This is a genomic window from Bosea sp. (in: a-proteobacteria), from assembly GCF_023953965.1.
Classification (GTDB): Bacteria; Pseudomonadota; Alphaproteobacteria; order Rhizobiales; family Beijerinckiaceae; genus Allobosea.
The window spans coordinates 1,013,552-1,035,599 of the sequence record NZ_JAMLIX010000002.1 but is presented as its reverse complement, the minus strand read 5'-3'; the positions used below and the strand labels follow the sequence as shown (position 1 = coordinate 1,035,599).

General features: G+C 70.2%; 20 protein-coding genes. 15 read left to right on the top strand and 5 right to left on the bottom strand.

All coding sequences use genetic code 11. The features are described from left to right. Positions 1-63 precede the first annotated feature (63 nt). From M9917_RS19995 to rimO, 3 genes are all read left to right on the top strand, one after another. Positions 64-501 (top strand): OsmC family protein, encoded by a 438-nt coding sequence (locus tag M9917_RS19995; protein WP_297256675.1) that lies wholly within the window; start codon positions 64-66, stop codon positions 499-501. After that, positions 498-1,358, top strand: coding sequence for a sulfurtransferase (locus M9917_RS19990; protein ID WP_297256673.1), 861 nt, complete (start codon positions 498-500; stop codon positions 1,356-1,358). The genes M9917_RS19995 and M9917_RS19990 overlap by 4 nt, the downstream gene beginning before the upstream one ends. A 75-nt stretch (positions 1,359-1,433) precedes the next feature. Next, entirely contained in the window at positions 1,434-2,753 is a 1,320-nt protein-coding gene (rimO, locus tag M9917_RS19985) for a 30S ribosomal protein S12 methylthiotransferase RimO (RefSeq protein WP_297256672.1), read from the top strand. Positions 2,754-2,765: 12 nt separating this feature from the next. Here rimO and M9917_RS19980 read toward each other — a convergent pair whose 3' ends face one another. Both M9917_RS19980 and M9917_RS19975 read right to left on the bottom strand, forming a co-directional pair. Beyond that, positions 2,766-3,095 carry a hypothetical protein gene (locus M9917_RS19980; RefSeq protein ID WP_297256670.1) on the bottom strand — a complete coding sequence of 110 codons (330 nt, stop codon included), beginning with the start codon at positions 3,093-3,095 and terminating at the stop codon, positions 2,766-2,768. 127 nt (positions 3,096-3,222) lie between these two features. After that, the gene (locus M9917_RS19975) at positions 3,223-4,197 is read right to left on the bottom strand and encodes a quinone oxidoreductase family protein (RefSeq protein WP_297256668.1); all 975 of its coding nucleotides are present in this window, start codon (positions 4,195-4,197) and stop codon (positions 3,223-3,225) included. 135 nt (positions 4,198-4,332) lie between these two features. Here M9917_RS19975 and M9917_RS19970 point away from each other — a divergent pair, with 135 nt between their 5' ends. Beyond that, positions 4,333-5,505 carry a UbiH/UbiF family hydroxylase gene (locus M9917_RS19970; RefSeq protein WP_297256665.1) on the top strand — a complete coding sequence of 391 codons (1,173 nt, stop codon included), beginning with the start codon at positions 4,333-4,335 and terminating at the stop codon, positions 5,503-5,505. Here M9917_RS19970 and M9917_RS19965 read toward each other — a convergent pair. Then, complete coding sequence (locus M9917_RS19965; protein ID WP_297256664.1) at positions 5,502-6,473, bottom strand: AEC family transporter; 972 nt, start codon at positions 6,471-6,473, stop codon at positions 5,502-5,504. The genes M9917_RS19970 and M9917_RS19965 overlap by 4 nt on opposite strands. 409 nt (positions 6,474-6,882) lie before the next feature. Between M9917_RS19965 and hspQ the strand changes: the two genes are divergently transcribed. Continuing rightward, positions 6,883-7,212: a heat shock protein HspQ gene (gene hspQ / locus M9917_RS19960; protein ID WP_199085589.1), complete on the top strand. Its 330-nt coding sequence runs from the start codon at positions 6,883-6,885 to the stop codon at positions 7,210-7,212. Positions 7,213-7,290: 78 nt separating this feature from the next. On the opposite strand, the gene M9917_RS19955 is transcribed toward hspQ, so the two are convergent. Next, positions 7,291-8,076 carry an invasion associated locus B family protein gene (locus M9917_RS19955; RefSeq protein ID WP_297256659.1) on the bottom strand — a complete coding sequence of 262 codons (786 nt, stop codon included), beginning with the start codon at positions 8,074-8,076 and terminating at the stop codon, positions 7,291-7,293. A 375-nt stretch (positions 8,077-8,451) separates the two neighbouring features. Between M9917_RS19955 and M9917_RS19950 the strand changes: the two genes are divergently transcribed. The 9 genes from M9917_RS19950 to lexA all read left to right on the top strand — a co-directional run bounded on the left by M9917_RS19950 (position 8,452) and on the right by lexA (position 17,914). Next, on the top strand, positions 8,452-10,227 hold the full coding sequence (locus tag M9917_RS19950; protein WP_297256657.1) for an extracellular solute-binding protein: 1,776 nt from the start codon (positions 8,452-8,454) through the stop codon (positions 10,225-10,227). A gap of 9 nt (positions 10,228-10,236) precedes the next feature. After that, positions 10,237-11,265, top strand: coding sequence for an AMP-binding protein (locus M9917_RS19945; protein ID WP_297256655.1), 1,029 nt, complete (start codon positions 10,237-10,239; stop codon positions 11,263-11,265). 109 nt (positions 11,266-11,374) lie between these two features. Beyond that, the gene (locus M9917_RS19940) at positions 11,375-12,886 is read left to right on the top strand and encodes a helicase HerA domain-containing protein (RefSeq protein WP_297256653.1); all 1,512 of its coding nucleotides are present in this window, start codon (positions 11,375-11,377) and stop codon (positions 12,884-12,886) included. Positions 12,887-12,968: 82 nt separating this feature from the next. Next, positions 12,969-13,586, top strand: a complete 618-nt coding sequence (locus M9917_RS19935; RefSeq protein ID WP_297256652.1) for an anthranilate synthase component II — start codon at positions 12,969-12,971, stop codon at positions 13,584-13,586. Between the two features lie 15 nt (positions 13,587-13,601). Next, positions 13,602-14,615 (top strand): anthranilate phosphoribosyltransferase, encoded by a 1,014-nt coding sequence (gene trpD, locus M9917_RS19930; RefSeq protein ID WP_297256650.1) that lies wholly within the window; start codon positions 13,602-13,604, stop codon positions 14,613-14,615. Positions 14,616-14,623: 8 nt separating this feature from the next. Then, the gene (gene trpC / locus M9917_RS19925; RefSeq protein WP_297256649.1) at positions 14,624-15,430 is read left to right on the top strand and encodes an indole-3-glycerol phosphate synthase TrpC; all 807 of its coding nucleotides are present in this window, start codon (positions 14,624-14,626) and stop codon (positions 15,428-15,430) included. Beyond that, entirely contained in the window at positions 15,427-15,909 is a 483-nt protein-coding gene (gene moaC / locus M9917_RS19920) for a cyclic pyranopterin monophosphate synthase MoaC (protein WP_297256647.1), read from the top strand. The genes trpC and moaC overlap by 4 nt, the downstream gene beginning before the upstream one ends. Next, the gene (locus M9917_RS19915; protein WP_297256645.1) at positions 15,909-17,120 is read left to right on the top strand and encodes a molybdopterin molybdotransferase MoeA; all 1,212 of its coding nucleotides are present in this window, start codon (positions 15,909-15,911) and stop codon (positions 17,118-17,120) included. The genes moaC and M9917_RS19915 overlap by 1 nt, the downstream gene beginning before the upstream one ends. 77 nt (positions 17,121-17,197) lie before the next feature. Next, positions 17,198-17,914 (top strand): transcriptional repressor LexA, encoded by a 717-nt coding sequence (gene lexA / locus M9917_RS19910; RefSeq protein WP_297256643.1) that lies wholly within the window; start codon positions 17,198-17,200, stop codon positions 17,912-17,914. 55 nt (positions 17,915-17,969) lie between these two features. Here lexA and M9917_RS19905 read toward each other — a convergent pair whose 3' ends face one another. Next, positions 17,970-20,231 (bottom strand): ComEC/Rec2 family competence protein, encoded by a 2,262-nt coding sequence (locus tag M9917_RS19905; RefSeq protein ID WP_297256641.1) that lies wholly within the window; start codon positions 20,229-20,231, stop codon positions 17,970-17,972. A 152-nt stretch (positions 20,232-20,383) separates the two neighbouring features. Here M9917_RS19905 and gltX point away from each other — a divergent pair, with 152 nt between their 5' ends. Then, positions 20,384-21,805 (top strand): glutamate--tRNA ligase, encoded by a 1,422-nt coding sequence (gene gltX / locus M9917_RS19900; protein WP_297256640.1) that lies wholly within the window; start codon positions 20,384-20,386, stop codon positions 21,803-21,805. Positions 21,806-22,048: the final 243 nt, after the last annotated feature.

The window sequence follows — 22,048 nt, the reverse complement described above, 5'->3', positions numbered from 1 at the left end:
CGCCTCGCCGGACGGACCGGGCTATGCCTGTCGCAGAACCGATCACGACGACAGGAGACCGCGATGAAAGCGCGCGCGAAATGGGTGGAAGGCATGGCCTTCATGGGCGAATCCGGCAGCGGGCATGCCGTGATGATGGATGGCGCGCCCGAATATGGCGGGCGCAATATCGGCATCCGGCCGATGGAGATGCTGCTGATCGGGCTCGCCGGCTGCACGAGCTTCGATGTCGTCGGCATGCTGAAGAAGGGTCGTGAAAACGTGACCGGCTGCGAGGTCGAGGTCGAAGCCGAGCGCGCCGCGACCGACCCCAAGGTGTTCACCAGGATCCACCTCGCCTACCGCATCACCGGCAAGGGGCTGTCGCGGGCCAAGGCGGAGCGCGCCGTCACCTTGTCGAAGGAAAAATACTGCTCGGCTTCGATCATGCTCGGGGCGACCGCCGAGATGAGCTACAGCCTGGAGGTGATTGATACGGTGCAGGAGGAGGCCGCCGCATGAGCAAGGCTGAATTCGCAGGGCTGATCGTGCCGGAGACGCTGGCCGAACGGCTCGGCGGGGACGATCTCGTCATCCTCGACATCCGCACCGCCGCCGATGGCGGAAGCGCCGCCTTCGAGGCCGGGCACATCCCCGGCGCCGCCCATTCCGACTATGCGACGGATGGCTGGCGGGCGCGGATCGGCAATGCGCCGGGCATGCTGCCGCCGCTCGACCGGCTCGCCGCGCTCGCGGGAAGGCTCGGCATCGCGCCGGGTTGCGACGTCGTCATCGTCGCGGCCGGCACCGCCGCCACGGATTTCGCCGCGGCGGCGCGGGTCTACTGGACGCTGAAGTTCATCGGCCACGGCCGGCAGGCGATCCTCGACGGCGGCTTCAGGGGCTGGACCGCCGATCCGGGGCGCCCGGTCGCGCGCGGCCCCTCGCCGCCGAGGAGCGCCGCCGCCTATCCGGTCGTCGCGCAGCAGGATCTGCGCAGCACGGCCGACGCCACCCTCGTCGCCCTGCGCAGCCGGCAGGCGAGCCTCCTCGATGCGCGGGGCTCGAGCTTCTTCGAGGGCCGCGAGAAATCCGCCGAGGCGGCGCGCGCCGGCCATATCCCCGGCGCGATCCAGCGCGACTATGCCGGCGCCTTCGAGGGCGGCAAGCTCAAGGCCCGCGGCGAGCTGGAGGCGCTGTTCGCGATGGTGCCGCAGGGGCCGGTGGTGTCCTACTGCAACACCGGCCATTCCGCCGCGGCGAACTGGTTCGTGCTGTCGGAGATCCTCGGCCGCGACGAGGTCGCGCTCTATGACGGCTCGATGACCGAATGGACCCAGGATCCCGAGCGCCCGGTCACGACCGGCGGCGCGGCCTGACGTCGGAATTGCCAAACAGGCTGAAACCGTTCAAAGGAAGCGCTTCCCGACAATCCGGAACTCAAAGCCCAGCCGATGAACGCCGTCGCGCCGAAAATCTCCTTCGTCTCGCTGGGCTGCCCCAAGGCGCTGGTCGATTCCGAACGGATCATCACCTCGCTGCGCTCCGAGGGCTATGAGCTCTCCAAGAGCCATGCCGGCGCCGATCTCGTCATCGTCAACACCTGCGGCTTCCTCGATAGCGCCAAGGCGGAATCGCTCGAGGCGATCGGCTCGGCGATGGCTGAGAACGGCAAGGTCATCGTCACCGGCTGCATGGGCGCCGAGCCGGAGCAGATCCGCGACGCCTTCCCGAACGTGCTCGCGATCACCGGCCCGCAAGCCTATGAGAGCGTCGTCTCGGCCGTGCACCAGGCCGTGCCGCCGCAGCACGACCCCTTCGTCGACCTCGTGCCCGACCAGGGCGTCAAGCTGACGCCGCGCCACTACGCCTATCTCAAGATTTCAGAGGGCTGCAACAACCGCTGCACCTTCTGCATCATCCCGAAGCTGCGCGGCGACCTCGTCTCGCGGCCGATCGGCGAGGTGCTGCGCGAGGCCGAGAAGCTGGCGAAGGCCGGCGTCAAGGAACTGCTGGTGATCTCGCAGGACACCAGCGCCTATGGCCTCGACATCAAATACGCGCCCTCGCTGTGGAAGGACCGGGAGATCCGCAGCCGCTTCTTCGAGCTTTCCCGCGAGCTCGGCCAGATGGGGATGTGGGTCAGGCTGCACTATGTCTACCCCTACCCGCATGTCGACGAGGTCATCCCGCTGATGCAGGAAGGGCTGGTGCTGCCCTATCTCGACATCCCCTTCCAGCACGCCTCGCCTTCCGTGCTGAAGGCGATGCGGCGTCCGGCCCACCAGGACCGCACGCTCGACCGCATCCGCAAATGGCGCGGGATCTGCCCGGAGCTGGCCATCCGCTCGACCTTCATCGTCGGCTTCCCCGGCGAGACCGAGGACGACGTGGAGATCCTGCTCGACTGGCTGAAGGAAGCGAAGCTGGAGCGCGTCGGCTGCTTCAAATACGAGCCCGTGAAGGGCGCGCCCGCCAACGATCTGGGCCTTGCCCCCGTTCCCGAGGCGGAGAAGGAGGCGCGCTGGCACCGCTTCATGAAGGCGCAGGCCGAGATCTCGGCCCGCATCGTCAAGGGCCGGGTCGGCAAGCGCATCCCCGTCATCATCGACGAGGCCGGGCCGAGCGTCGCCAAGGGCCGCTCGAAATGGGACGCGCCCGAGATCGACGGCAACGTCTATGTCGCGAGCCGCCGGCCCTTGCGCCCGGGCGACATCGTCACGGTGAAGGTCGAGCGCGCCGATGCCTACGACCTGCACGGCGTCGCTGTCTGAGCCGTCTTCCTCTCAGTTGAAGGCGCAGAGGCGGCGGATGATGCGCCCGCTGCGGTCACGCGCCGTGCCCAGGCTGCTGCAGGCGTCGCTCGCGATCACGGCCTCGGTCTGCTCCGACTGCCGGGGCGGCTCGCCGCAGGTGCCGGTCGTGCAGCCGGTCTGCGCATAGCGCAGCCGGACCGGGCCGGGAACGCGCACCCGCCCCTTGTCGGCGCCTTGCAGGATCGCGTCGGCATGGGTCGCGGATTGGCCACCGTTTCCCCTGGCCTGCTGGGCGAGCGCGATCCCCGAGAGGGACAGGACCGCGAAGAGGAAGACGCTGGTCTGAAACTTGGACGACATGAAGCCGGGTCCCGCATGGTCGCCAGCATGCGCTGGCCCCCATTCGTCGCGTCACCTCGGCACCGGGTTCACGCCTTGCGGAAAAAGGGGCCCGGTCTCCCGGGCGCCCCTCTCCCGCCTTGCGTCGTCAGGGGATCAGCACCGTCGAGCCGGTCGTGCCGCGCGATTCCAGCAGGCGATGAGCGTCGGCGGCCTGCTTCAGCGGGAAGGTCGCGTTGACCGGCACCTTGACCTTGCCGCTCGTCACCGCCTCGAACAGGTTCTTCGCCATCGCGACCATGGTCTCGCGCCTGCCCGTGTAGACGTTCAGCGTCGGCCGCGTCACATAAAGCGAGCCCTTGGTGGCGAGGATGCCGAGATTGAAGGCTTCGACCGCGCCCGAGGCATTGCCGAAGGATACCATCAGGCCGAGCGGCTTCAGCGTGTCGAGCGACTTCATGAAGGTGTCCTTGCCGACGCCGTCATAAACCACGTCGCAGAGCTTGCCCCCGGTGATCTCCTTCACCCGCGCCGCGAAATCCTCCTCGCGGTAGTTGATGACACGGTCGGCGCCATGCGCCTCGGCGAGCCGCGCCTTTTCCTTGGAACCGACCGTGCCGATCACGGTTGCGCCCAGCGCCTTGCCCCATTGGCACAGGATCAGGCCGGTCGCGCCGGCCGCGGCATGGACCAGGATCGTGTCGCCCGGCTTCACCGCATAGGTGCGGTGCAACAGGTATTCGGCGGTCAGTCCCTTCAGCATCATGCTGGCGGCGGCTTCGTAGGAAATGCCGTCCGGCAGCGCGACGGCATTGGCCGCCGGCACGACGCGCTCCTCGGCATAGGCGCCGAGCGCCGAAACCACCGCGACTCGGTCGCCCGGCGCGAATTCGGTGACGTTGGGACCGACCGCGAGCACGTCGCCGGCACTCTCGTTGCCCAGGATGAAGGGCAGTTGCGGGGCCGGATAGAGGCCCGAGCGGAAATAGGTGTCGATGAAATTCAGGCCGATCGCCCGGTTCCGGATCCGGATTTCGCCGGGGCCCGGCGGCGCCAGGGCGATATCCTCGAACTGGAGGACGTCGGGACCGCCGGTCTGATGGGCGCGGATGGCTTTGACCATGAAGGCATCTCCTCGGAATGGATGGGCTTCAGCATAGTTGATCGGACGGGGTGGCCGCATCCCAGCCGGACGCAGGGGCCCCTTGCGACTTTGCGGCCCGTGGCCAAAACGCGCCTCATCAGCTAGCCAGAGGCTATGAATGCACAGAGCGCCGATCCGGTCGACATCGCCATCGTGGGCGCGGGCGCCGCGGGGCTCGCGGCCGCGCTGGCGCTTGGCCGCGAGGGCCGCAGCGTCGCCCTCATCGGCCCGGTCGCGACGCCGCGCGACGGGCGCACCGTCGCGCTGTTCGACGGCTCCTGGCGGATGCTGTGCGGGCTCGGCCTGGAGGAGGCGCTCAGCGACAAGGCCGCTCCGCTTTGCGTGATGCGCCTTGTCGACGACAGCGGCAGCCTGTTCCGGCAGCCGCCGGTCGAATTCCGTGCCTCCGAGATCGGGCTTGCCGCCTTCGGCTGGAACGTCGAGAACGCCGATCTCACCGCGATCCTCGCCGAAAAGGCCGCCGCGCTGCCCGGCCTCACGATGATCCCCGGCTTCGTGCGCGCCATCGAGCCCGAGGCCGATGGCGTGCGCCTCACCGGCGACGGCTTCGCCCCGCTGAAGGCCCGCCTCGTCGCCGGCGCCGACGGGCGCAACTCGAAGGTGCGCGCGGCGGCGGCGATCGAAAGCCGCGACTGGCGCTATCCCCAGGTCGCCCTGACCGCGATCTTCGCGCATCGCCGGGACCATGGCGACACCTCGACCGAATTCCACACCCGCCAGGGTCCCTGCACGCTCGTCCCCCTGCCCGGCCGGCGCTCCTCGCTGGTCTGGCTCACCGATCCGGCCGAGGCGGAAACCATCGTGGCGCTCGACGATGCCGCTTTCGCGCGCCGCGTCGAAGACCAGGTGCAGTCGCTGCTCGGCGCGATGACGGTCTCAGGCGCGCGCGGCAGGGTGCCGATGGGCGGACTCTCGGTCGAGCGCTTCGGTGCCGGCCGCATGGCCCTGATCGGCGAGGCCGCGCATATCTTCCCGCCGATCGGGGCGCAGGGGCTGAACCTCGGGCTGCGCGATGTCGCGGATCTGCGCGATGCGCTCGAGGGAGCGGCCGATCCCGGCGGCGAAAGCGTCATCGCCGCCTATGACAGGGCAAGGCGGGTGGATGTCCGGCTGCGCACGGGCGCGGTCGACATGCTCAACCGGACGCTGCTGACCGATCTGGTGCCGGCCGACCTGCTGCGCGGCGCGGGGCTTTTAGCCCTGTCGCGGATCGGGCCGCTGAGACGCTTCGTGATGCGGCAGGGCGTGGGCGATCATACCCGCTAGCGAAAGAGATCGGCGGTTATCCGGCCCGTCTTCACCAGCCACAGGAAGCCCGGCAGCGTGATCATCGAGACGATGGTGCCGACGAGGATGCAGGCCGAGGCGCGCGCGACGCCGACGCCGTACTGCGTCGAGATCACGAAGATGTTCAGCGCCGGCGGCAGCGCCGCCATGATGATCGCGGCGTAGGTCCAGTGCGGCGGCACGCCGCCTAGCGCCGAGAGCAGCAGCCAGACCATCAGCGGATGCAGCAGGAGCTTGATCGCGACCAGCGCCGGCACCTCGGCCGGCATCGTCTTCATCGGCCTGAGCGCGACGGTGACGCCGAGCAGGAAGAGCGCGCAGGGAGCGGCCGCCTGCGACAGCCACAGCACCATCCGGTCGATCGCCTCCGGCAGCTCCAGCCTGAGAGAGCTCGCGAGCACCCCGGCGAGCGTCGCGAGGTTGAAGGGATGGGTCAGCACCCGCCAGATCACCTCGCCCGTGGTCGCGAGGAGGCTCTTTTTCCCGACCCCGGCCAGGGCCATCAGGAAGGGCACCAGCGAGAACAGCAGGATGTTGTCGAAGACGAAGATCAGGACGACGGGCGCGCTCGCGGCCGGGCCGAGCGCCGCCAGGATCAGCGGCGGCCCCATATAGCCGATATTGGAATAGGCTCCGGCCACGCCCTGCATCACCGCCTGCGGCATATCGCCCTTCGCGGCCTTCAGCCCGATCGCGAAGGACAGGCTGAAGGCGAGGAAGGTCGCGGTGGTCGTGCCGGCGATGAAGCGCCAGTTGGCGAGCTCGCTCAGCGGCTTGTCGGCGATCAGCCGGTAGAACAGCGGCGGCAGCGCCACATAGATCAGGAAGAACTGCAGCCAGGCGAGCCCCGCCTCCGGCAGCCGCTTGACGCGGCCGATGGCGAAGCCGAGCAGGATCAGCCCGAAGAAGGGCGCGACCAGGTTGAAGATGCTGAGAAGGTCGGCCATCGGCGGCGTTTTCGTCCTGCGGTGAAGGCGCCCGCTTTCGAACAGAATCCCGCGGACGCCTGCATCTAGCGTCGTTTCCGATCCGACAGAACCGCCATTGCGCGCCGGTCCCCCCGGATGGCTTCGCAGCTCACGTTCCTCGCGATGATGATTTACGACCAGCCGGATAATATGCCTAGGATAAATTTCTTACCGGCCTGCAAGAATATAAACCTGGGACCATTTGCCTATCCGTTATCGAAATGGACGGCGGGCCCCGCCCGGATCGGATCCGGCGCGGCGCTACGAAGGGAATCCGGCACGCCACTTCGATCGGTCGATTGATTTCGACGCATTTACGACGCATTGCTTGCGCAAGGCGACGAGACCCGAAGCCGGCGCGTATCGGCCGGCTCAAGATGGATCTGTCATGGAAGCGCGTTCGGCCAAATTCAGGATCGGGCAGGTGGTCAAGCACCGCATCTACCCGTTCCGTGGCGTGATCTTCGACGTCGACCCGGTCTTCTCCAACACCGAGGAGTGGTGGATGGCGATTCCGGAAGCCATGCGCCCGTCGAAGGACCAGCCGTTCTACCATCTCTTCGCCGAGAACGAGGAGGCGGAATACGTCGCCTATGTCTCCGAGCAGAATCTCGTCGACGACGATTCCGGCGAGCCCGTGCGGCATCCGCGCGCCCGGGAGTTCTTCCGGCGCGACCGCAAGGGCCGTTACAAGCTGGACCGCGCCGACCTGAACTGACGGAGGCCGAACCTTCACGAAAAAGGCCGGCCCCGCGAGGGACCGGCCTTTTTCGTCATCGGGCGGAAGCGCCGCCGCTCAGGGCTTCGGCGGGGTCGCCGGCGCAGGCACGGCAGGAGCCGGAGCCGCGCCCGGAGCAGCCTCGGCGCCGCCGGCGCCGAGGCGCTGGCGCAGCTCCTCCTGGCGCTTGCCGAGCTCGTCCTGCAACTTCTTCTGCTGGTCCTCGAGCACCTTGGGGTCGATCGCCGCGCCGTCGAAGCCCTTGGCGAAATCGGCGAGCGGGATGGTGAAGGTCAGCTCGCGGGCGCCCTGGTTCTGGACGCTGACGTTCAGGTTGGTGCCCTTCCTCATCGCGTTGATGAAGTCGTCCTTGACCGGCGCCTCGGCGAAGCAGCCATTGGGGAAGCAGATCGCGTAGCGGCCGCCGACCGGCTGCGCGCTGTCGACGGCGAAGCGGATGCCGGGCTGCAGCAGGAGGCCGAGCGGCATCAGGAAGCGCACGATCTTGTTGGCGTCGCCCTTCACGTCGTAGATCGCGACGGCCAGCACCGGCTGCCCCTGATCGGAGACGAAGTCGCGCGTGGTGTAGCAGATTTCCTTGTTGGCGCCCTGATCCTTGCCGCAGACCTTGGTCCAGGTCGTCTGCGAAGGCTCGGGCTTGACCTGGACGACGGTGGGGCCGGCAGGCGCGGCGCCGGGCTGGGCCGGAGCGGCGGGCTGCTGCGCCGGAGCAGGAGCGGCCGGGCGGGAGGGCGCCGGGCGCTGGGCGGGGGCCTGGGCGAAGGCCGCGATCGGCGCGAATCCGACAGCCGCACCGAGCACGAGGCCCAGAGCACATGATGACAAGCGATACGAAGCGGACATTCCTTGTCTTTCCTTAACCTGGCGAATCCGGTACCACGCCTTCGCAAGCCGCGCGCGTCACCATTCATGGCCCAATCGCATGGGGCGCCGGCCACCGCAAGCCCGTGCACATCAAGGCCGATTGAGGCGTTTGAATGACACCTTGCCCCGCCTTTAGAGCATCGGTCCGAAAAGGGGAATGCGGTTTTCGGGAAAAGCCGGGGGTCCGGCGCGCCGCCAGTCGCAATTCCGGCAGCAATAGCCTGCGTGACCGCAGCACCGGCATGCTATCCTCGCTCGAGGGAATCAGGTCGTCCGATGGATCGTCTTCGCTCGTCCCCGGCGCCGAGCCGCCGTGGGATCAACCTTTTACTGGCTTCCGCCCCGTTCGCCTTGATGGCGCGCGGCAGTGCCGCGCTCGCCGATTCGGCCCCCGCCCGGCATGCCATCGCCATGCATGGCGAGCCCGCCCTGCCGCCGGGCTTCGACCACCTGCCCTATGCCGATCCGAAGGCGCCGAAGGGCGGACGCATCGTCCTCGGCATCCAGGGCACCTTCGACAGCCTCAACCCGCTGGTCGTGCTCGGCGTCGCCCCGGATGCCGTGCCGAAATACGTCCAGCAGAGCCTGCTCTTCCGCTCGGCGGACGAGCCCTTCACGGCTTATGGCCTGATCGCCTCCGCAGTCGAGCTCGACGCGGATCGCACGCGGCTTGCCTTCGAGCTCGACGAACGCGCGCGCTTCTCCGACGGCAGGCCGGTCACGGCCGAGGACGTGATCTTCACCTTCGAGATGCTGAAGACGAAGGGCAAGCCCTTCCACCGCGGCAGCCTCGCGCGTGTGACCAGGGCCGAGGCCGTCTCGCCGCGGCGCGTCGAATTCGCGCTCGGCGACGGTTCGAACCGCGAGCTGCCGCTGGTGATCGGCGCCATGCCGATCTTCGCCAGGCATGCGACCGATGCCGAACGCTTCGGCGAGACCAGCTTCAGGCCGGCGCTCGGCTGCGGCGCCTATGCGGTCGCGGAGGTCAGGCCCGGCGAATCGCTGACGCTGAAGCGGCGCCGGGATTTCTGGGCCGAGGATCACCCGCTGATGCGCGGGCTCCATAACCCCGACGAGATCCGCTATGACTTCTACCGGGATTCGAATGCGCTGTTCGAGGCGTTCAAGGCCGGGCTCTACGATGTCCGCATCGAGGGCGACCCGACGCGCTGGATGACCGGCTACGACGTGCCGGCGGTTCACGACGGGCGCATCCGGCGGAAAACCCTGCATTTCGACACGCCCAAGGGCATGACCGGCCTCGTCTTCAACACGCGCCGGCCGATCTTCGCCGACCCGCGGGTGCGCGAGGCGCTGGGGCTGATGTTCGATTTCGAATGGGTCAACCGCAACCTGTTCCACGGCGTCTATCGCCGCGCCGGCAGCTTCTTCTCCGATTCGGAGCTCTCGGCGCTGGGCCAGCCGGCCGACGCGCGCGAGAAGGCGCTGCTCTCGGGCTTTCCGGGCGCGGTGCGCGAGGACATCCTCGCAGGCAGCTGGCGACCGTCCGAGACCGATGGATCGGGCCGCGACCGGGAGCCGGCGCGCAAGGCGCTCGATCTGCTCAAGGCCGCCGGCCATGCGCTTCAGGGCGGCGTGCTGCGCAATGCGCAGGGCGAGCCCTTCGCCTTCGAGATCACCGTGACCAGCCGGCCGCAGGAGCGGCTGGCGCTCAACTATGCGCAGTCGCTCTCGCGGCTGGGCATCGCGGTCGCGGTCAGGCTGATCGACGACGTGCAGTACTGGCGGCGGCTGTCGACCTTCGATTTCGAGATGATCCAGTGGACCTGGCCGGCCTCCGCCTCGCCGGGCAACGAGCAGATCGGGCGCTGGGGCTCGGCCAACGCCCGGCGCAACGGCGCGCTGAACTATGCCGGCGTCGCGTCTCCGGCCGTGGACGCGGTGCTGCAGGCCCTGCTGAGCGCCCGCGAGCGCGCGGATTTCGTCGCGGCGGTGCGCGCGCTCGACCGGCTCCTGATCGCGGGCTTCTACGTCGTGCCGCTGTATTACCTGCCGGATTTCTGGATCGCGCTGGCGCAGGGCGTCGAGCTCACGGGGCGCCAGCCGGCCTATGTCCTCTCCACCGAAACGCTGGCGCGCCTCCCGGCCGCGCCGGCCCCGGCGAATTAGGGTTCCTCGATGCGGGCAGAACAGGACGACGCCTCCGCCTTGCTCGACGGGCTCGATCTCGACACCCTGCTTACGGCGCTGACGCGCAGCCGCGGCTACGAGGCGGCGCTGCGCGACCCGCCGGGCCGGCGCGGCTGGAGCGACGCCGTTCCGGGCTCGATCAGCTTCCTCGACCTCGACCAGCGCATCGAGCGGCTTTCGCGGCTGCTAGCGCTCAACAAGGGGCAGCCGGGCGCGAGCGTCGCGATCCTGGCGCCGCTGGGGCCCGAGGCGATCGTCTCGATGATGGCGGCCTTGCGCGCCGGGCTTTCGCCGCTGATGCTGCCGCTGCACGCCAACGAGCTCGAGCTGCTCAAGCTGATCGAGGCGTCGGGCGCGGTGATGGCGCTGGGCGTCAGCCGGGTCGGGTCGCAGCGGCCGCTCATGACGCTGCGCAACCTCGCGATGCGGACCTTCGGCACGCGCTTCGTCGGCGGCTTCGGGCCGGATATCCCGGACGGCGTCGCGCCGCTCGACATGCTGATGACGAATCCGGCGTTGCAGCCCCTGCCGCCGGTCACGCAGCGGCCGGCCTTGCAGGTCACTGAGGGCGTCTCGCTGCAGGGGCCGTTCACGCTGTCGGAACGGGAGCTGCTCGGCAAGGCGCTCGACATCTCGCGGGCGCTGAAGCCGGCGGTCTCGTCGCGCATCGTGACGACGCTCATCGGCGGCGATCTCGCCGCGCTGGCGAGCGGGCCGGCCATGGCGATGCTCGCCGGACTCGAGCTTCTGCCGCTCGGCCTGTTCAGCCTCGGCGACCTGCAGGCCTGCATCGAGGGCGGGCGCAGCGTCCATCTCGTCCTGCCGGGCGCGATGGAGCCGGCGCTGGCGCATTCGCGGCTCGCCAGCCATCCGGCGCTGGCGAGCCTCGTCTTCGTGCAGCGGGGCGCGCGCGAAGACCCGGCGGTCGGCCGGCCGGACATCGCGATCGTCGATATCGAGGTCAGCTCGCCCGCCGACATCGCCGTCGTCAGGCGCCAGGGGCCGGCGCTCGCCTGACGGCGATTGCCTGTGGAAGGCGGGGCCTCCCCGCGCCCGGCGAAGGCATGGCCGTGCTAGAAGCGCCCCCCGCACCCGCATACGCCAGCACGACACAGCCACCGCAAGCATGACCACGGCCATCGAGATCGGAACGACGAAGACCGGCGAGCCCGGCCTGATCGATCTCGCCGAATTGCTGGCGACGCGCCTCCTGGTGCAGGGCAATTCCGGCTCCGGCAAGTCGCATCTGCTGCGCCGCCTGCTGGAGCAGAGCGCGCCGCTCGTGCAGCAGGCGATCATCGATCCGGAGGGCGATTTCGTCTCGCTTTCCGATGAGTTCGGCCATGTCGTGGTCGATGCCACATGCGGCGAGGCGGAATTGCAGCGCGTCGCGCTGCGCGTGCGCCAGCATCGCGTCTCGGTGGTGCTGAACCTCGAAAACCTCGAGGCCGACGAGCAGCTGCGCGCCGCCGCCGCCTTCCTCGGCGGGCTCTTCGACGTCGACCGCTCGCTCTGGTTTCCGATGCTGATCGTCGTCGACGAGGCGCAGCTCTTCGCCCCCGTCATGGCGGGCGAAGCCTCCGACGAGGCGCGCCGGCTCTCGCTCGGCGCCATGACCAACCTGATGTGCCGCGGCCGCAAGCGCGGGCTCGCCGGGGTGATCGCGACACAGCGCCTCGCCAAGCTCGCCAAGAATGTCGCGGCGGAAGCCTCCAACTTCCTGATGGGCCGCACCTTCCTCGACATCGACATGGCCCGTGCCGCCGACCTGCTCGGCATGGACCGGCGCCAGGCCGAGATGTTCCGCGACCTCGCGCGCGGCGAGTTCGTCGCGCTCGGCCCCGCCCTTTCGAAGCGGCCGCTGCCTCTTCGGATCGGCCCGGCCTCCTCGGTCGATCGCGGCGGCGCGCCGGGGCTGATGCCGCTGCCCGAGCAGGCGCCGGAGGAGGCCGGCAAGCTGATCTTCACGCCGGGCGAGGACGAGCCGGCGCCAATGGCCCGCTCCGCTCGCCCGGCAGCGCGCCCGCGGCCGGAGCCGGGCGACGTGCTGCGCCGGATCGAGAGCTACCGCCCTGCCCCGCTGCCGGAGCCCGAACCCGAAATCGCGCTGGAGCCGGCCGAGCGCGAGGCGATCATGGTCGCGGTCCTGCGCGAGCTGATGGCCGATCCCGAGGCGCGCTCGCGGCAGGTCGCGGTGCTCTACCAGGATTTCACCGTGCGCTGCCGGATGCGCCGGCTCGGCCGGGTCGATCTGAGCCTGGAGGAGTTCCGCCGCAGGCTCGCCGTGGCGCGCGCCGGCGTCAGCGACGCCATCGCGGAAAGCGAGGGCTGGCGGGCGGCGGTGGCGGCCTCCGCCACGCTGCCGGAGGATCTGCAGGGGCTCTTCCTCTACATCGCCCGCACCGCGATCGAGGGCCGGCCCTGCCCCGGCGATGCCGAGCTCGCACGGGTCTATGGCAGCCATTCGCCGAGCCGGGCGCGGCGCCTCATCGGCTATATCGAGGAGCGCGGGCTGATCGTGGTCCATGTCGATTTCCGCGGCCAGCGCACGCTGGCGCTGCCGAGCCTCGGCGTCGAGACCGCGCCGGGACTGGCCCAGCCGCGCACCGCCGGGATGCCGCGCAGCGCGCGGGGGTGAGCAAATCGGACCTGCTGCCACGAAACTTGACCATCCCGCCCCCGAGCGTGCATGACCTCAAGCCGCAGTCACGGGTCCGGCCATGCGCGTTCTGTTGATCGACAACTACGACAGCTTCACCTGGAACCTGGTCCACCTCGTCGGCGGGCTGGGGGCCAAGGTCGATGTCTGGCGCAACGACGCGCTGACGGTCGCGGAGGCGCTCGGCGGCGAGCATGACGCGATCGTGCTCTCGCCCGGCCCCTGCACCCCGAACGAGGCGGGAATCTGCCTCGACCTCATCAGGCAGGGCGCGGGCGTGAAGCCGATCTTCGGCGTCTGCCTCGGCATGCAGGCGATGGGGCAGGCCTTCGGCGGGGAGGTGGTGCGCGCGCCGGAGCCGATGCACGGCAAGATCTCGGCCGTCCGCCACAAGGCGCGCGGCCTGTTCCGCGGCATCAACGGGCCGTTGCAGGCGACGCGCTACCACTCGCTCGTGGTCGAGCGCGCCTCCTGCCCGGCCGTGCTCGAGATCGAGGCGGAGACCGAGGACGGCCTGATCATGGCGCTCTCGCACCGGCACTTGCCGGTCCACGGCGTCCAGTTCCATCCGGAGAGCATCGCCTCCGAGCACGGCGCGACGATCCTGCAAAACTTCCTCGACCTGGCGGCGCGATGGCCGCGCGAACGCGAAGCCTCCGCCCAGCCCCTTTCAGCCTGATCCCGCAGAGTTGCCATGGACGATTTCAAACCCTTCATCGCCAAGGTCGCGACCGGCGCGACGCTCTCGCGTGAGGAAGCGCGCGACGCCTTCGACACGATCCTCTCCGGCGAGGTCACCAATGCGCAGTCGGCCGCCTTCCTGATGGCGCTGCGCGTGCGCGGCGAGACGATCGAGGAGATCGCCGGCGCCGTCGGGGCCATGCGCGGCAAGATGCTTCCCGTGAAGGCCCCGCCCGAGGCGATGGACATCGTCGGCACCGGCGGCGATTCCTCCGGCTCCTACAATGTCTCCACGCTGGCCGCGATCATCACCGCCGCCTGCGGCGTGCCGGTCGCCAAGCACGGCAACCGCGCCGCCTCCTCGCGCTCGGGCGCCGCCGACGTGCTGATGGCGCTTGGCGTCAAGGTCGGGCTCGATCCGGCCGCGACCGAGCGCTGCATCCGGCAAGCCGGCGTCGGCTTCATGTTCGCGCCGACGCATCATGCCTCGATGCGCCATGTCGCGCCGGTGCGCACCGAGCTCGGCACGCGCACGATCTTCAACCTGCTCGGGCCGCTCTCCAACCCGGCCGGGGCGAAGCGCCAGCTCATCGGCGCCTTCTCCGAGACCTGGCTGGAGCCGATGGTCAAGGTGCTCGCCTCCCTCGGCTCGACCAGCGTCTGGGCGGTGCACGGCTCCGACGGGCTCGACGAGATCACCACCACCGGGCCGACCCGCGTCGTCTCGCTGGAGAACGGCGAGATCACCCGCTTCTCGATCAGCCCCGCCGATGTCGGCCTTCAGCCGGCGAAGCCCGAAGACCTGCGCGGCGGCACGCCCGAAGAGAACGCGGCGGCGCTCAACGCCGTGCTCGCCGGGGAGAAGACCGCCTTCCGCGACATCGCCGCCTTCAATGCCGCCGCCGCCCTCCTCGTCGCCGGCAAGGCGAAGGACCTGAAAGAGGGCTTCGCCCTGGCGAGCGCCGCGATCGATTCAGGCCGGGCGAAGGCGACCCTCGCCGCGCTCGTCGAAGCCTCGAACGCGTGAGCGCCGGCATGACCGACATCCTCGCCAGAATCGAAGCCTATAAGCGACAGGAGATCGCCGCCGCCAAGGCCGCCGTCCCGCAGGCCGAGATCGAAAAGCGCGCGCGCGCCGCAGGCCAACCGCGCGGCTTCGCCGATGCGCTCGGGGCCAAGCTCGCGCAAGGCACGCCCGCCCTGATCGCCGAGATCAAGAAGGCGAGCCCGTCCAGGGGCCTGATCCGGGCCGATTTCGACCCGCCCACGCTCGCGCGTGCCTATGCGGCCGGCGGCGCGGCCTGTCTTTCCGTGCTGACCGACGCGCCCTCCTTTCAGGGCAGGCCGGAGTTCCTGACGCAGGCGCGCGAGGCCGCCGGCCTGCCGGCGCTGCGCAAGGATTTCCTCTACGAGCCCTATCAGGTCCATGAGGCCCGCGCCTGGGGCGCCGATTGCATCCTGATCATCATGGCCGGCGTCGACGACGCCACCGCCAAGGCGCTGAACGAGACCGCGCGCGGGCTCGGCATGGACGTGCTGGTCGAGGTGCATGACGACGCCGAGCTCGACCGGGCGCTGAAGCTGGAAAGCAGGCTCATCGGCATCAACAACCGCGACCTGCGCAGCTTCAACGTCGATCTCGCGGTGACGGAACGGCTGGCGCCGCGCGTGCCCGCCGGCCGGATCGTCATTAGCGAAAGCGGCATCTTCAGCCATGCCGACATCGCCCGGCTCAACCGGGCGGGCGTGAACAGCTTTCTCGTCGGCGAGAGCCTGATGCGGCAAGCCGACGTGACCGCCGCGACGCGGGACCTGCTCGCCGGCAAGGCCGACGCGGCGTGAGCAGGCTCAGCCATCTCGACGCCCAGGGTGAGGCGCATATGGTCGATGTCGGCGGCAAGGCCGAGACGGTGCGTCTCGCCATCGCCGAAGGCAACGTCGTGATGGCGCCGGAAACCATCGCGATCGTGCGCGACGGCAACGCCAGGAAGGGCGACGTGCTCGGCACCGCCCGGCTAGCCGGCATCATGGCGGCGAAGCGCACGCATGAGCTGATCCCGCTCTGCCACCCGCTGCTGCTGAGCAAGATTGCCGTCGATCTCACCATCGACGAGGCGCTGCCGGGCGTGCGCGTGCGCGCCGAAGTCAGGATGAAGGGCCAGACCGGCGTCGAGATGGAGGCGCTGACCGCCGTCTCCGTCGCCTGTCTCACCGTCTACGACATGGTCAAGGCCGTCGACCGGGCGATGCGGATCGAGGCTATCCGCCTGCTGCGCAAATCCGGCGGCCAGTCCGGCGATTACGAGGCGAAAGAGTCCTGATGGCGCTCACCCCGGTCCCCGTCGCGCGCAAGGCGCTGCTCGAGAGCATCCCGGGGCCGATGGGAGCGGAGACCCTGCCACTCTCCCAATGCGCCTGGCGGGTGCTCGCCACCGAGGTCGAGGCGCTGAGGACCCATCCGCCCTTCGCCAATTCCGCCATGGACGGCTATGCCGTGCGCGGCGACGAGATGGCGCAAGGCGTTGCGCTCGCCGTGATCGGCGAATCGGCCGCCGGCCGGGCTTTCGAGGGTGCGGTCGGGCCGGGTGAGGCGGTGCGCATCTTCACCGGCGCGCCGATGCCGCAGGGCGCCGACACGATCCTGATCCAGGAAGATGCGGACGGCGTCGGCAGCCCGGCGATCCGCGTGCGCGTGCCGCCCGCGAAGGGCCAGTTCCTGCGCGCTGCGGGGCTCGATTTCCACAAGGGCGACGTCCTGCTGCCGGCCGGGCGCGTGCTCGACGGCGCGGCGCTCGGGCTCGCCGCCGCGATGGGGCACCCGGCCCTGGCCGTCCGGCGCAAGCCCAGCGTCGCGATCCTCGCCACCGGCGACGAGCTGGTGGCGCCGGGCGAGCCGGTGGGGCGCGACCAGATCGTCGCCTCGAACTCGTTCGCGCTCGCCGCGCTGGTCGAGAAGGCCGGCGGCAGCGTGCTCGATCTCGGCATCGCCCGCGACGACCATGCCGACCTCGCCGCGAAGATCGCGCAGGCGCGGGCAGCCGAGGCCGATGTGCTGATCACGCTCGGCGGCGCCTCGGTCGGCGCGCACGACCTCGTGCACGAGGCGCTGACGCGGGCGGGCATGGCGCTCGGCTTCTGGAAGATCGCGATGCGGCCGGGCAAGCCGATGATGACCGGGCGCCTCGGTCCGATGGTGGTGGTCGGCCTGCCCGGCAACCCGGTCTCCTCGATCGTCTGCGGCCATCTCTTCGTGCTGCCGCTGATCGAGGCGCTGCTCGGCATCACTGACGCCGGCCGCGACCGCAGCATCCCCGCTTTGCTCGGCCGCGACCTGCCGGGCAACGACGCGCGCGAGGATTACCTGCGCTCGGAGCTTTCGCTGACGCCGGAAGGCTGGGTCGCGACGCCCTTCGGCCGGCAGGATTCCTCGATGCTCGGCACGCTGGCGCGGGCGCAGGCGCTGACGATCCGCCCGGCCTATGCCCCTCCGGCGAAGCAGGGCGACCCCTGCCGCATCCTGCCGCTACGGTAGCTGCTTGCGGAACACAAGCAGAACGCGTATGGTGTTCGTGCTTTGTTTCGAATCTCTTCCAGGGGCCGGCGGGGACCATGCTGACACGCAAGCAACACGAACTCCTGCGCTTCATCCAGGAACGCTTGCGCGAGAGCGGCGTGCCGCCCTCCTTCGACGAGATGAAGGACGCGCTCGACCTGCGCTCGAAATCCGGCATCCACCGGCTGATCATGGCGCTGGAGGAGCGCGGCTTCATCCGCCGCCTGCCGAACCGGGCGCGCGCGCTCGAGGTCATCAAGACGCCGGAAGGGCTCGGCGCACCGCAGCCGCGGCAGCGCTTCAGCCCGGCCGTGGTCCAGGGCGGCCGAGGCGCTGAGCCGGCTTCCGCCAGGCCGCGCCCCGCGGCAGCGGCGGAGGAGGACGGCCGGCGCGCCGTCGCCATCCCCGTCATGGGCCGCATCGCCGCCGGCACGCCGATCTCGGCGATCCAGAGCCGCAGCCACACCGTTTCGCTGCCGCCCGACATGCTGGGCTCCGGCGAGCATTACGCGCTGGAGGTGCGCGGCGATTCGATGGTCGAGGCCGGCATCCTCGACGGCGATACCGTCATCATCCGCAGGCAGGACACGGCCGATACCGGCGACATCATCGTGGCGCTGATCGACGACGAGGAGGCGACGCTGAAGCGGCTGCGCAAGCGCGGCTCCGCGATCGCGCTCGAAGCGGCGAACCCGGCCTACGAAACCCGCACGCTCGCCCCCGACCGGGTCAAGATCCAGGGGCGGCTGGTCAACCTGATGCGGCGTTACTGAAGGCGATCGGTCGCCATCGGGGCTGGGCGACGGCCCCCGGCTTGATCGGCAACGCCTACAAGGGGTCCGGATCGCCATCGGCGGCATCGGCCGATGGCCGAGGGGCTGCAGCCGGCGGGGCCGCAGGCGCCGGCTTGCCGCGGCTCCAGGGCCTTTCGGCGCCGGAGCGTTCCGCGGCATGGCTGCTCCAGCCCTTGGATGCGCGGTAGAGCGAGGTCGCGCCGCCGCGCGAGAGCGTCATCCGCTCGATCAGCTGCGCCTTGCAGGCCCCACTCCAGGGGGTGGCGGTGACGACGAGGTCGGCCCGCTGGCAATCCTCGACGATCGCCAGCCGGTCGCGCGCATAGGAGACCGTGCGCCGGTCTGCCGTCCGGGCGATGCAGGCCAGCCTGTCGCAGGCGATGCCGGCCCTGAGCGAGGGATCGTCGGGCGAGCGGGCGTCGCCATCGGCGGCGAGCCATTGCTGGAGGACGAAGCGGCTGGGCTTGCCGGCGATGGCGAGGCGCCCGTCGGGCCCACGCACCGCCAGCCCCGCGCCGTCGCGCTCGATCAGGATCTCGGGCCGCTCCGGCTTGCCGGCTATCGCGACGCCGAAGACCAGTGGCAACACCGCAAGCCAGCGCCAGGCGGTCGTCCAGAGCGTCAGCCACAAAAGCGCCAGCGCGAAGCAGCCCAGCACCGCCGGACCGAACGCCGCGACCGTCACCGTGGAATGGTCGATGGTCGCGACCCAATGCGCCACGCTGAGCACCGCGTCGGAGGCGAGCCCCATCAGCGCCCAGGCCGGCCAGTCCAGCCCGAACGGGTAGGCGAGCACGCCGAACACCGCCGCCGGCATCACGAAAAGCGAGACGAAGGGCAGCGCCATGGCGTTGCCGAGCAGGCCGAAGGGGTTGAAGGTCTGGAAATGATAGGCGCCGAAGGGTGCGGTGGCGGCGGTCGCCAGCAAGGTGGTGACGACGATGCCGAGCGCCGCCGTCGCGATCGGCCCAAGCGGCCAGGGCAGCGCCGGCGGCGGATTCGTGCGCTCGCGCCCCTCCCAGCGCTCGGCGAAGGCGATCAGCGCCGCGACCGCGCCGAAGGACATCTGGAAGCTCGGTCCCAGCAGCGCGTCGGGCTCGCGCAGCAGCACGATCATGGCGGCGATCGCGAGGTTGCGCATGCTGAGCGCCGTACGGTCGACCAGGATCGCGCCCAGCATCACCAGCGTCATGATCAGCGAGCGCTCGGTCGCGACGTCGCCGCCGGAGAAGATGCAATAGCCGGTCGCGCCGAGCATGGCCGCCAGCGCCGCGAGCTTCTTCACCGGCCAGCGCAGCGCCGCGGTCTGCGACAGGGCGAGGAGCGCGCGCACCAGCGCGAAGATCGTCCCGGCGGCGAGCACCATGTGCAGCCCGGAGATCGAGACGATGTGGTAGATGCCGGCGGCGCGCAGATCGTTGTTGGTCGCCTCGGTGATCAGGCCGCGCTTGCCGGTGACGAGCGCGGCGGCGACCGCCCCGCCCTGTCCGCCCGCGACCTCGGCGATGCGCCGCGTCAGGGCGTTGCGGGCGCGGTCGATCGTCGCGTCGACGGTCAGGCGCGTCGGCGGGGGATGAGGCGGCGGCGCGAGCGCGATCTTGCCGGAGACGCTGCCGACGGCGCCGATCCCGCGGAAGAAGGCATCGCGGCCGAAATCATAGCCGCCGGCCCTGGCCGGTCCCGGCGGGGGCAGAAGCCGCGCCGTGGCGAGGATGTGGTCGCCCGGCGCCACGGAACCCGCCCGGATGTTGACACGGACCCGCTTCGGCCGCTCGCCCGCAGGCACCCCGGCGATATCCGTGACCAGCAGCACGAGCCGCGCCCCGCCGCCATCGCGGGTTTCGACGCTCTCGACGAAGCCGGAGAGCTTGCCGATGCGCGCCCGCTCCAGCATCGGCGCGGCGACATCGGCGGTGCGCCAGACCCCGGCGGCGAAGCCCGTGAAAGCCGCCGCCGCGGCGAGACAGGCCATCGCGGCGTAACGGCGCAGGCGCAGCGCGAAGGCGAGCGCACCGCTGAGCATAAGGCCGGCGAGCGGCGCCCACAGGGCGGGCTCCCGGTCCGCCGCGAAATAGAGCAAGATGCCGGCGCCCATCGCGACGGGCAGCCAGAGGAAAGGCCGGCGCCGCTCGGCCTCCAGCGCGAAGCCTTGCCGCAGATGCAGCCAGAGCCGTCCGAACAGGGGATCGAGGCGCACCGCAAGCGGGCGTGTGGCGCCCAGGCGGGCCGGCCAGGCACGGACCTGCGCGCCGCGCCGGCCTCGTCCCGGCCCATCCCCCGGCGGCGCCGGCTCCATCGCCCGCTCCTCCCCTGCCGGCCCTGCGATTTGACCGCTTAACCTTTCCGGCCAAGCCATGTTACAGGGCGCGCGCCGATTGTCATGCCACGATCTGCGCCCTTCCCGTTTCGCCCCCGGGCGGTCCCGCCGCCCGGCCGGAGTTTTCTCGCATGAGCAACGCCGTCGTCACGCGCTTTGCGCCCTCGCCCACCGGCTTCCTGCATATCGGCGGGGCCCGGACGGCGCTGTTCAACTGGCTCTATGCCCGCCGGCAGGGCGGCAAGATGCTGCTGCGCATCGAGGACACCGACCGGGAACGCTCGACCGATGCGGCGATCGCCGCGATCCTCGACGGGCTGAAATGGCTCGGCCTCGATTGGGACGGTGAGACAGTCTACCAGTTCCAGCGCGCCGGCCGGCATCGCGAGGTCGCCGAGGAGATGCTCGCCGCCGGCAAGGCCTATCTCTGCTACGCGACCCCGGCCGAACTCGAGGAGATGCGCGAGAAGGCCCGCGCCGAGGGCAAGCCGCTGCGCTATGACGGGCGCTGGCGCGACCGCGACCCGGCGACGGCGCCGGCCGGCGCGAAGCCCGTGATCCGCCTGAAGGCGCCACAGACCGGGGAGACGGTGGTGAACGACGAGGTGCAGGGCCGCGTCGTCTGGCAGAACGAGAACCTCGACGACCTCGTGCTGCTGCGCTCGGACGGCACGCCGACCTATATGCTGGCGGTGGTGGTCGACGATCACGACATGGGCGTCACTCACGTCATCCGCGGCGACGACCACCTGACCAACGCCGCCCGCCAGACGCAGATCTACCAGGCGCTCGGCTGGGACGTGCCGAGCATGTCGCATATCCCGCTGATCCACGGGCCGGACGGCGCCAAGCTCTCGAAGCGCCACGGCGCGCTCGGCATCGATGCCTATCGCTCGATGGGCTATCTGCCGGCGGCGCTGCGCAACTATCTGGTGCGGCTGGGGTGGAGCCATGGCGACCAGGAGGTCTTCTCGACGCAGGAGATGATCGACGCCTTCGGCCTCTCCGCGATCGGCCGCTCGCCGGCGCGCTTCGACTACGCCAAGCTGGAGAACCTCAACGGGCTCTATATGCGCCAGTCGGGCGATGCCGAACTGCTCGACGCGCTCAAGGTCATCCTGCCGGAGATCGGGCCGGCGCGCGGCCTCGGCTCGACGCTCCCGCCGGAGCTGGAGGCGAAGTTCCTCGCCGCCATGCCCGGGCTCAAGGAGCGCGCCAAGACGCTGGTCGAGCTCCTCGACTCCGCCTTCTATCTCCATGCCCGGCGGCCGCTGAAGCTCGACGAGAAGGCGGCCGGCCTGCTCGACGCGGCCGCGCGGCAGCGGCTGCCGCAGATCGCGGAGAAGCTCGCCGGCCTCGGTGACTGGGCGCCGGCGCCGCTGGAGGCTGCGGTGCGCGCCTATGTCGAGGAAAGCGGGCTCAAGCTCGGCCAGGCGGCCCAGCCGCTGCGCGCCGCGCTGACCGGCCGGGCGATGTCGCCGGGCCTGTTCGACGTCATGGCCGTGCTCGGCCGCGAGGAGACGCTGGCGCGGCTGGCCGACCAGGCGGCCTGAGGCGGCGCCGATAGCCGCGCAGCCATGAGCGCAGCGCGGCTCCAACCGCCTTTCGGCTCGGTTGAATGCCCTGCGCAAATGGTCTAGTGACGCGAGGTGCCTCGTGGCGCGGCAGCGCGGCCGGGCGTAGATATTGCTTGTAAATCAGTCACATGGTCCGCCTTCCTTGTTCCTTTTCGAATGAGGGATGCCAGGCGCGGAAGCGCCCGGAGGCGAAACCGGGGCTGAACGGCAGCGAGCCTT

What these genes read in the sequence shown, in the direction of transcription:
- M9917_RS19995 (WP_297256675.1), top strand. Translation starts at nt 64, where the DNA reads ATGAAAGCGCGCGCGAAATGGGTGGAAGGCATGGCCTTCATGGGCGAA.
- M9917_RS19990 (WP_297256673.1), top strand. Translation starts at nt 498, where the DNA reads ATGAGCAAGGCTGAATTCGCAGGGCTGATCGTGCCGGAGACGCTGGCC.
- rimO (WP_297256672.1), top strand. Translation starts at nt 1,434, where the DNA reads ATGAACGCCGTCGCGCCGAAAATCTCCTTCGTCTCGCTGGGCTGCCCC.
- M9917_RS19980 (WP_297256670.1), bottom strand. Translation starts at nt 3,095, where the DNA reads ATGTCGTCCAAGTTTCAGACCAGCGTCTTCCTCTTCGCGGTCCTGTCC.
- M9917_RS19975 (WP_297256668.1), bottom strand. Translation starts at nt 4,197, where the DNA reads ATGGTCAAAGCCATCCGCGCCCATCAGACCGGCGGTCCCGACGTCCTC.
- M9917_RS19970 (WP_297256665.1), top strand. Translation starts at nt 4,333, where the DNA reads ATGAATGCACAGAGCGCCGATCCGGTCGACATCGCCATCGTGGGCGCG.
- M9917_RS19965 (WP_297256664.1), bottom strand. Translation starts at nt 6,473, where the DNA reads ATGGCCGACCTTCTCAGCATCTTCAACCTGGTCGCGCCCTTCTTCGGG.
- hspQ (WP_199085589.1), top strand. Translation starts at nt 6,883, where the DNA reads ATGGAAGCGCGTTCGGCCAAATTCAGGATCGGGCAGGTGGTCAAGCAC.
- M9917_RS19955 (WP_297256659.1), bottom strand. Translation starts at nt 8,076, where the DNA reads ATGTCCGCTTCGTATCGCTTGTCATCATGTGCTCTGGGCCTCGTGCTC.
- M9917_RS19950 (WP_297256657.1), top strand. Translation starts at nt 8,452, where the DNA reads ATGGCGCGCGGCAGTGCCGCGCTCGCCGATTCGGCCCCCGCCCGGCAT.
- M9917_RS19945 (WP_297256655.1), top strand. Translation starts at nt 10,237, where the DNA reads ATGCGGGCAGAACAGGACGACGCCTCCGCCTTGCTCGACGGGCTCGAT.
- M9917_RS19940 (WP_297256653.1), top strand. Translation starts at nt 11,375, where the DNA reads ATGACCACGGCCATCGAGATCGGAACGACGAAGACCGGCGAGCCCGGC.
- M9917_RS19935 (WP_297256652.1), top strand. Translation starts at nt 12,969, where the DNA reads ATGCGCGTTCTGTTGATCGACAACTACGACAGCTTCACCTGGAACCTG.
- trpD (WP_297256650.1), top strand. Translation starts at nt 13,602, where the DNA reads ATGGACGATTTCAAACCCTTCATCGCCAAGGTCGCGACCGGCGCGACG.
- trpC (WP_297256649.1), top strand. Translation starts at nt 14,624, where the DNA reads ATGACCGACATCCTCGCCAGAATCGAAGCCTATAAGCGACAGGAGATC.
- M9917_RS19915 (WP_297256645.1), top strand. Translation starts at nt 15,909, where the DNA reads ATGGCGCTCACCCCGGTCCCCGTCGCGCGCAAGGCGCTGCTCGAGAGC.
- lexA (WP_297256643.1), top strand. Translation starts at nt 17,198, where the DNA reads ATGCTGACACGCAAGCAACACGAACTCCTGCGCTTCATCCAGGAACGC.
- M9917_RS19905 (WP_297256641.1), bottom strand. Translation starts at nt 20,231, where the DNA reads ATGGAGCCGGCGCCGCCGGGGGATGGGCCGGGACGAGGCCGGCGCGGC.
- gltX (WP_297256640.1), top strand. Translation starts at nt 20,384, where the DNA reads ATGAGCAACGCCGTCGTCACGCGCTTTGCGCCCTCGCCCACCGGCTTC.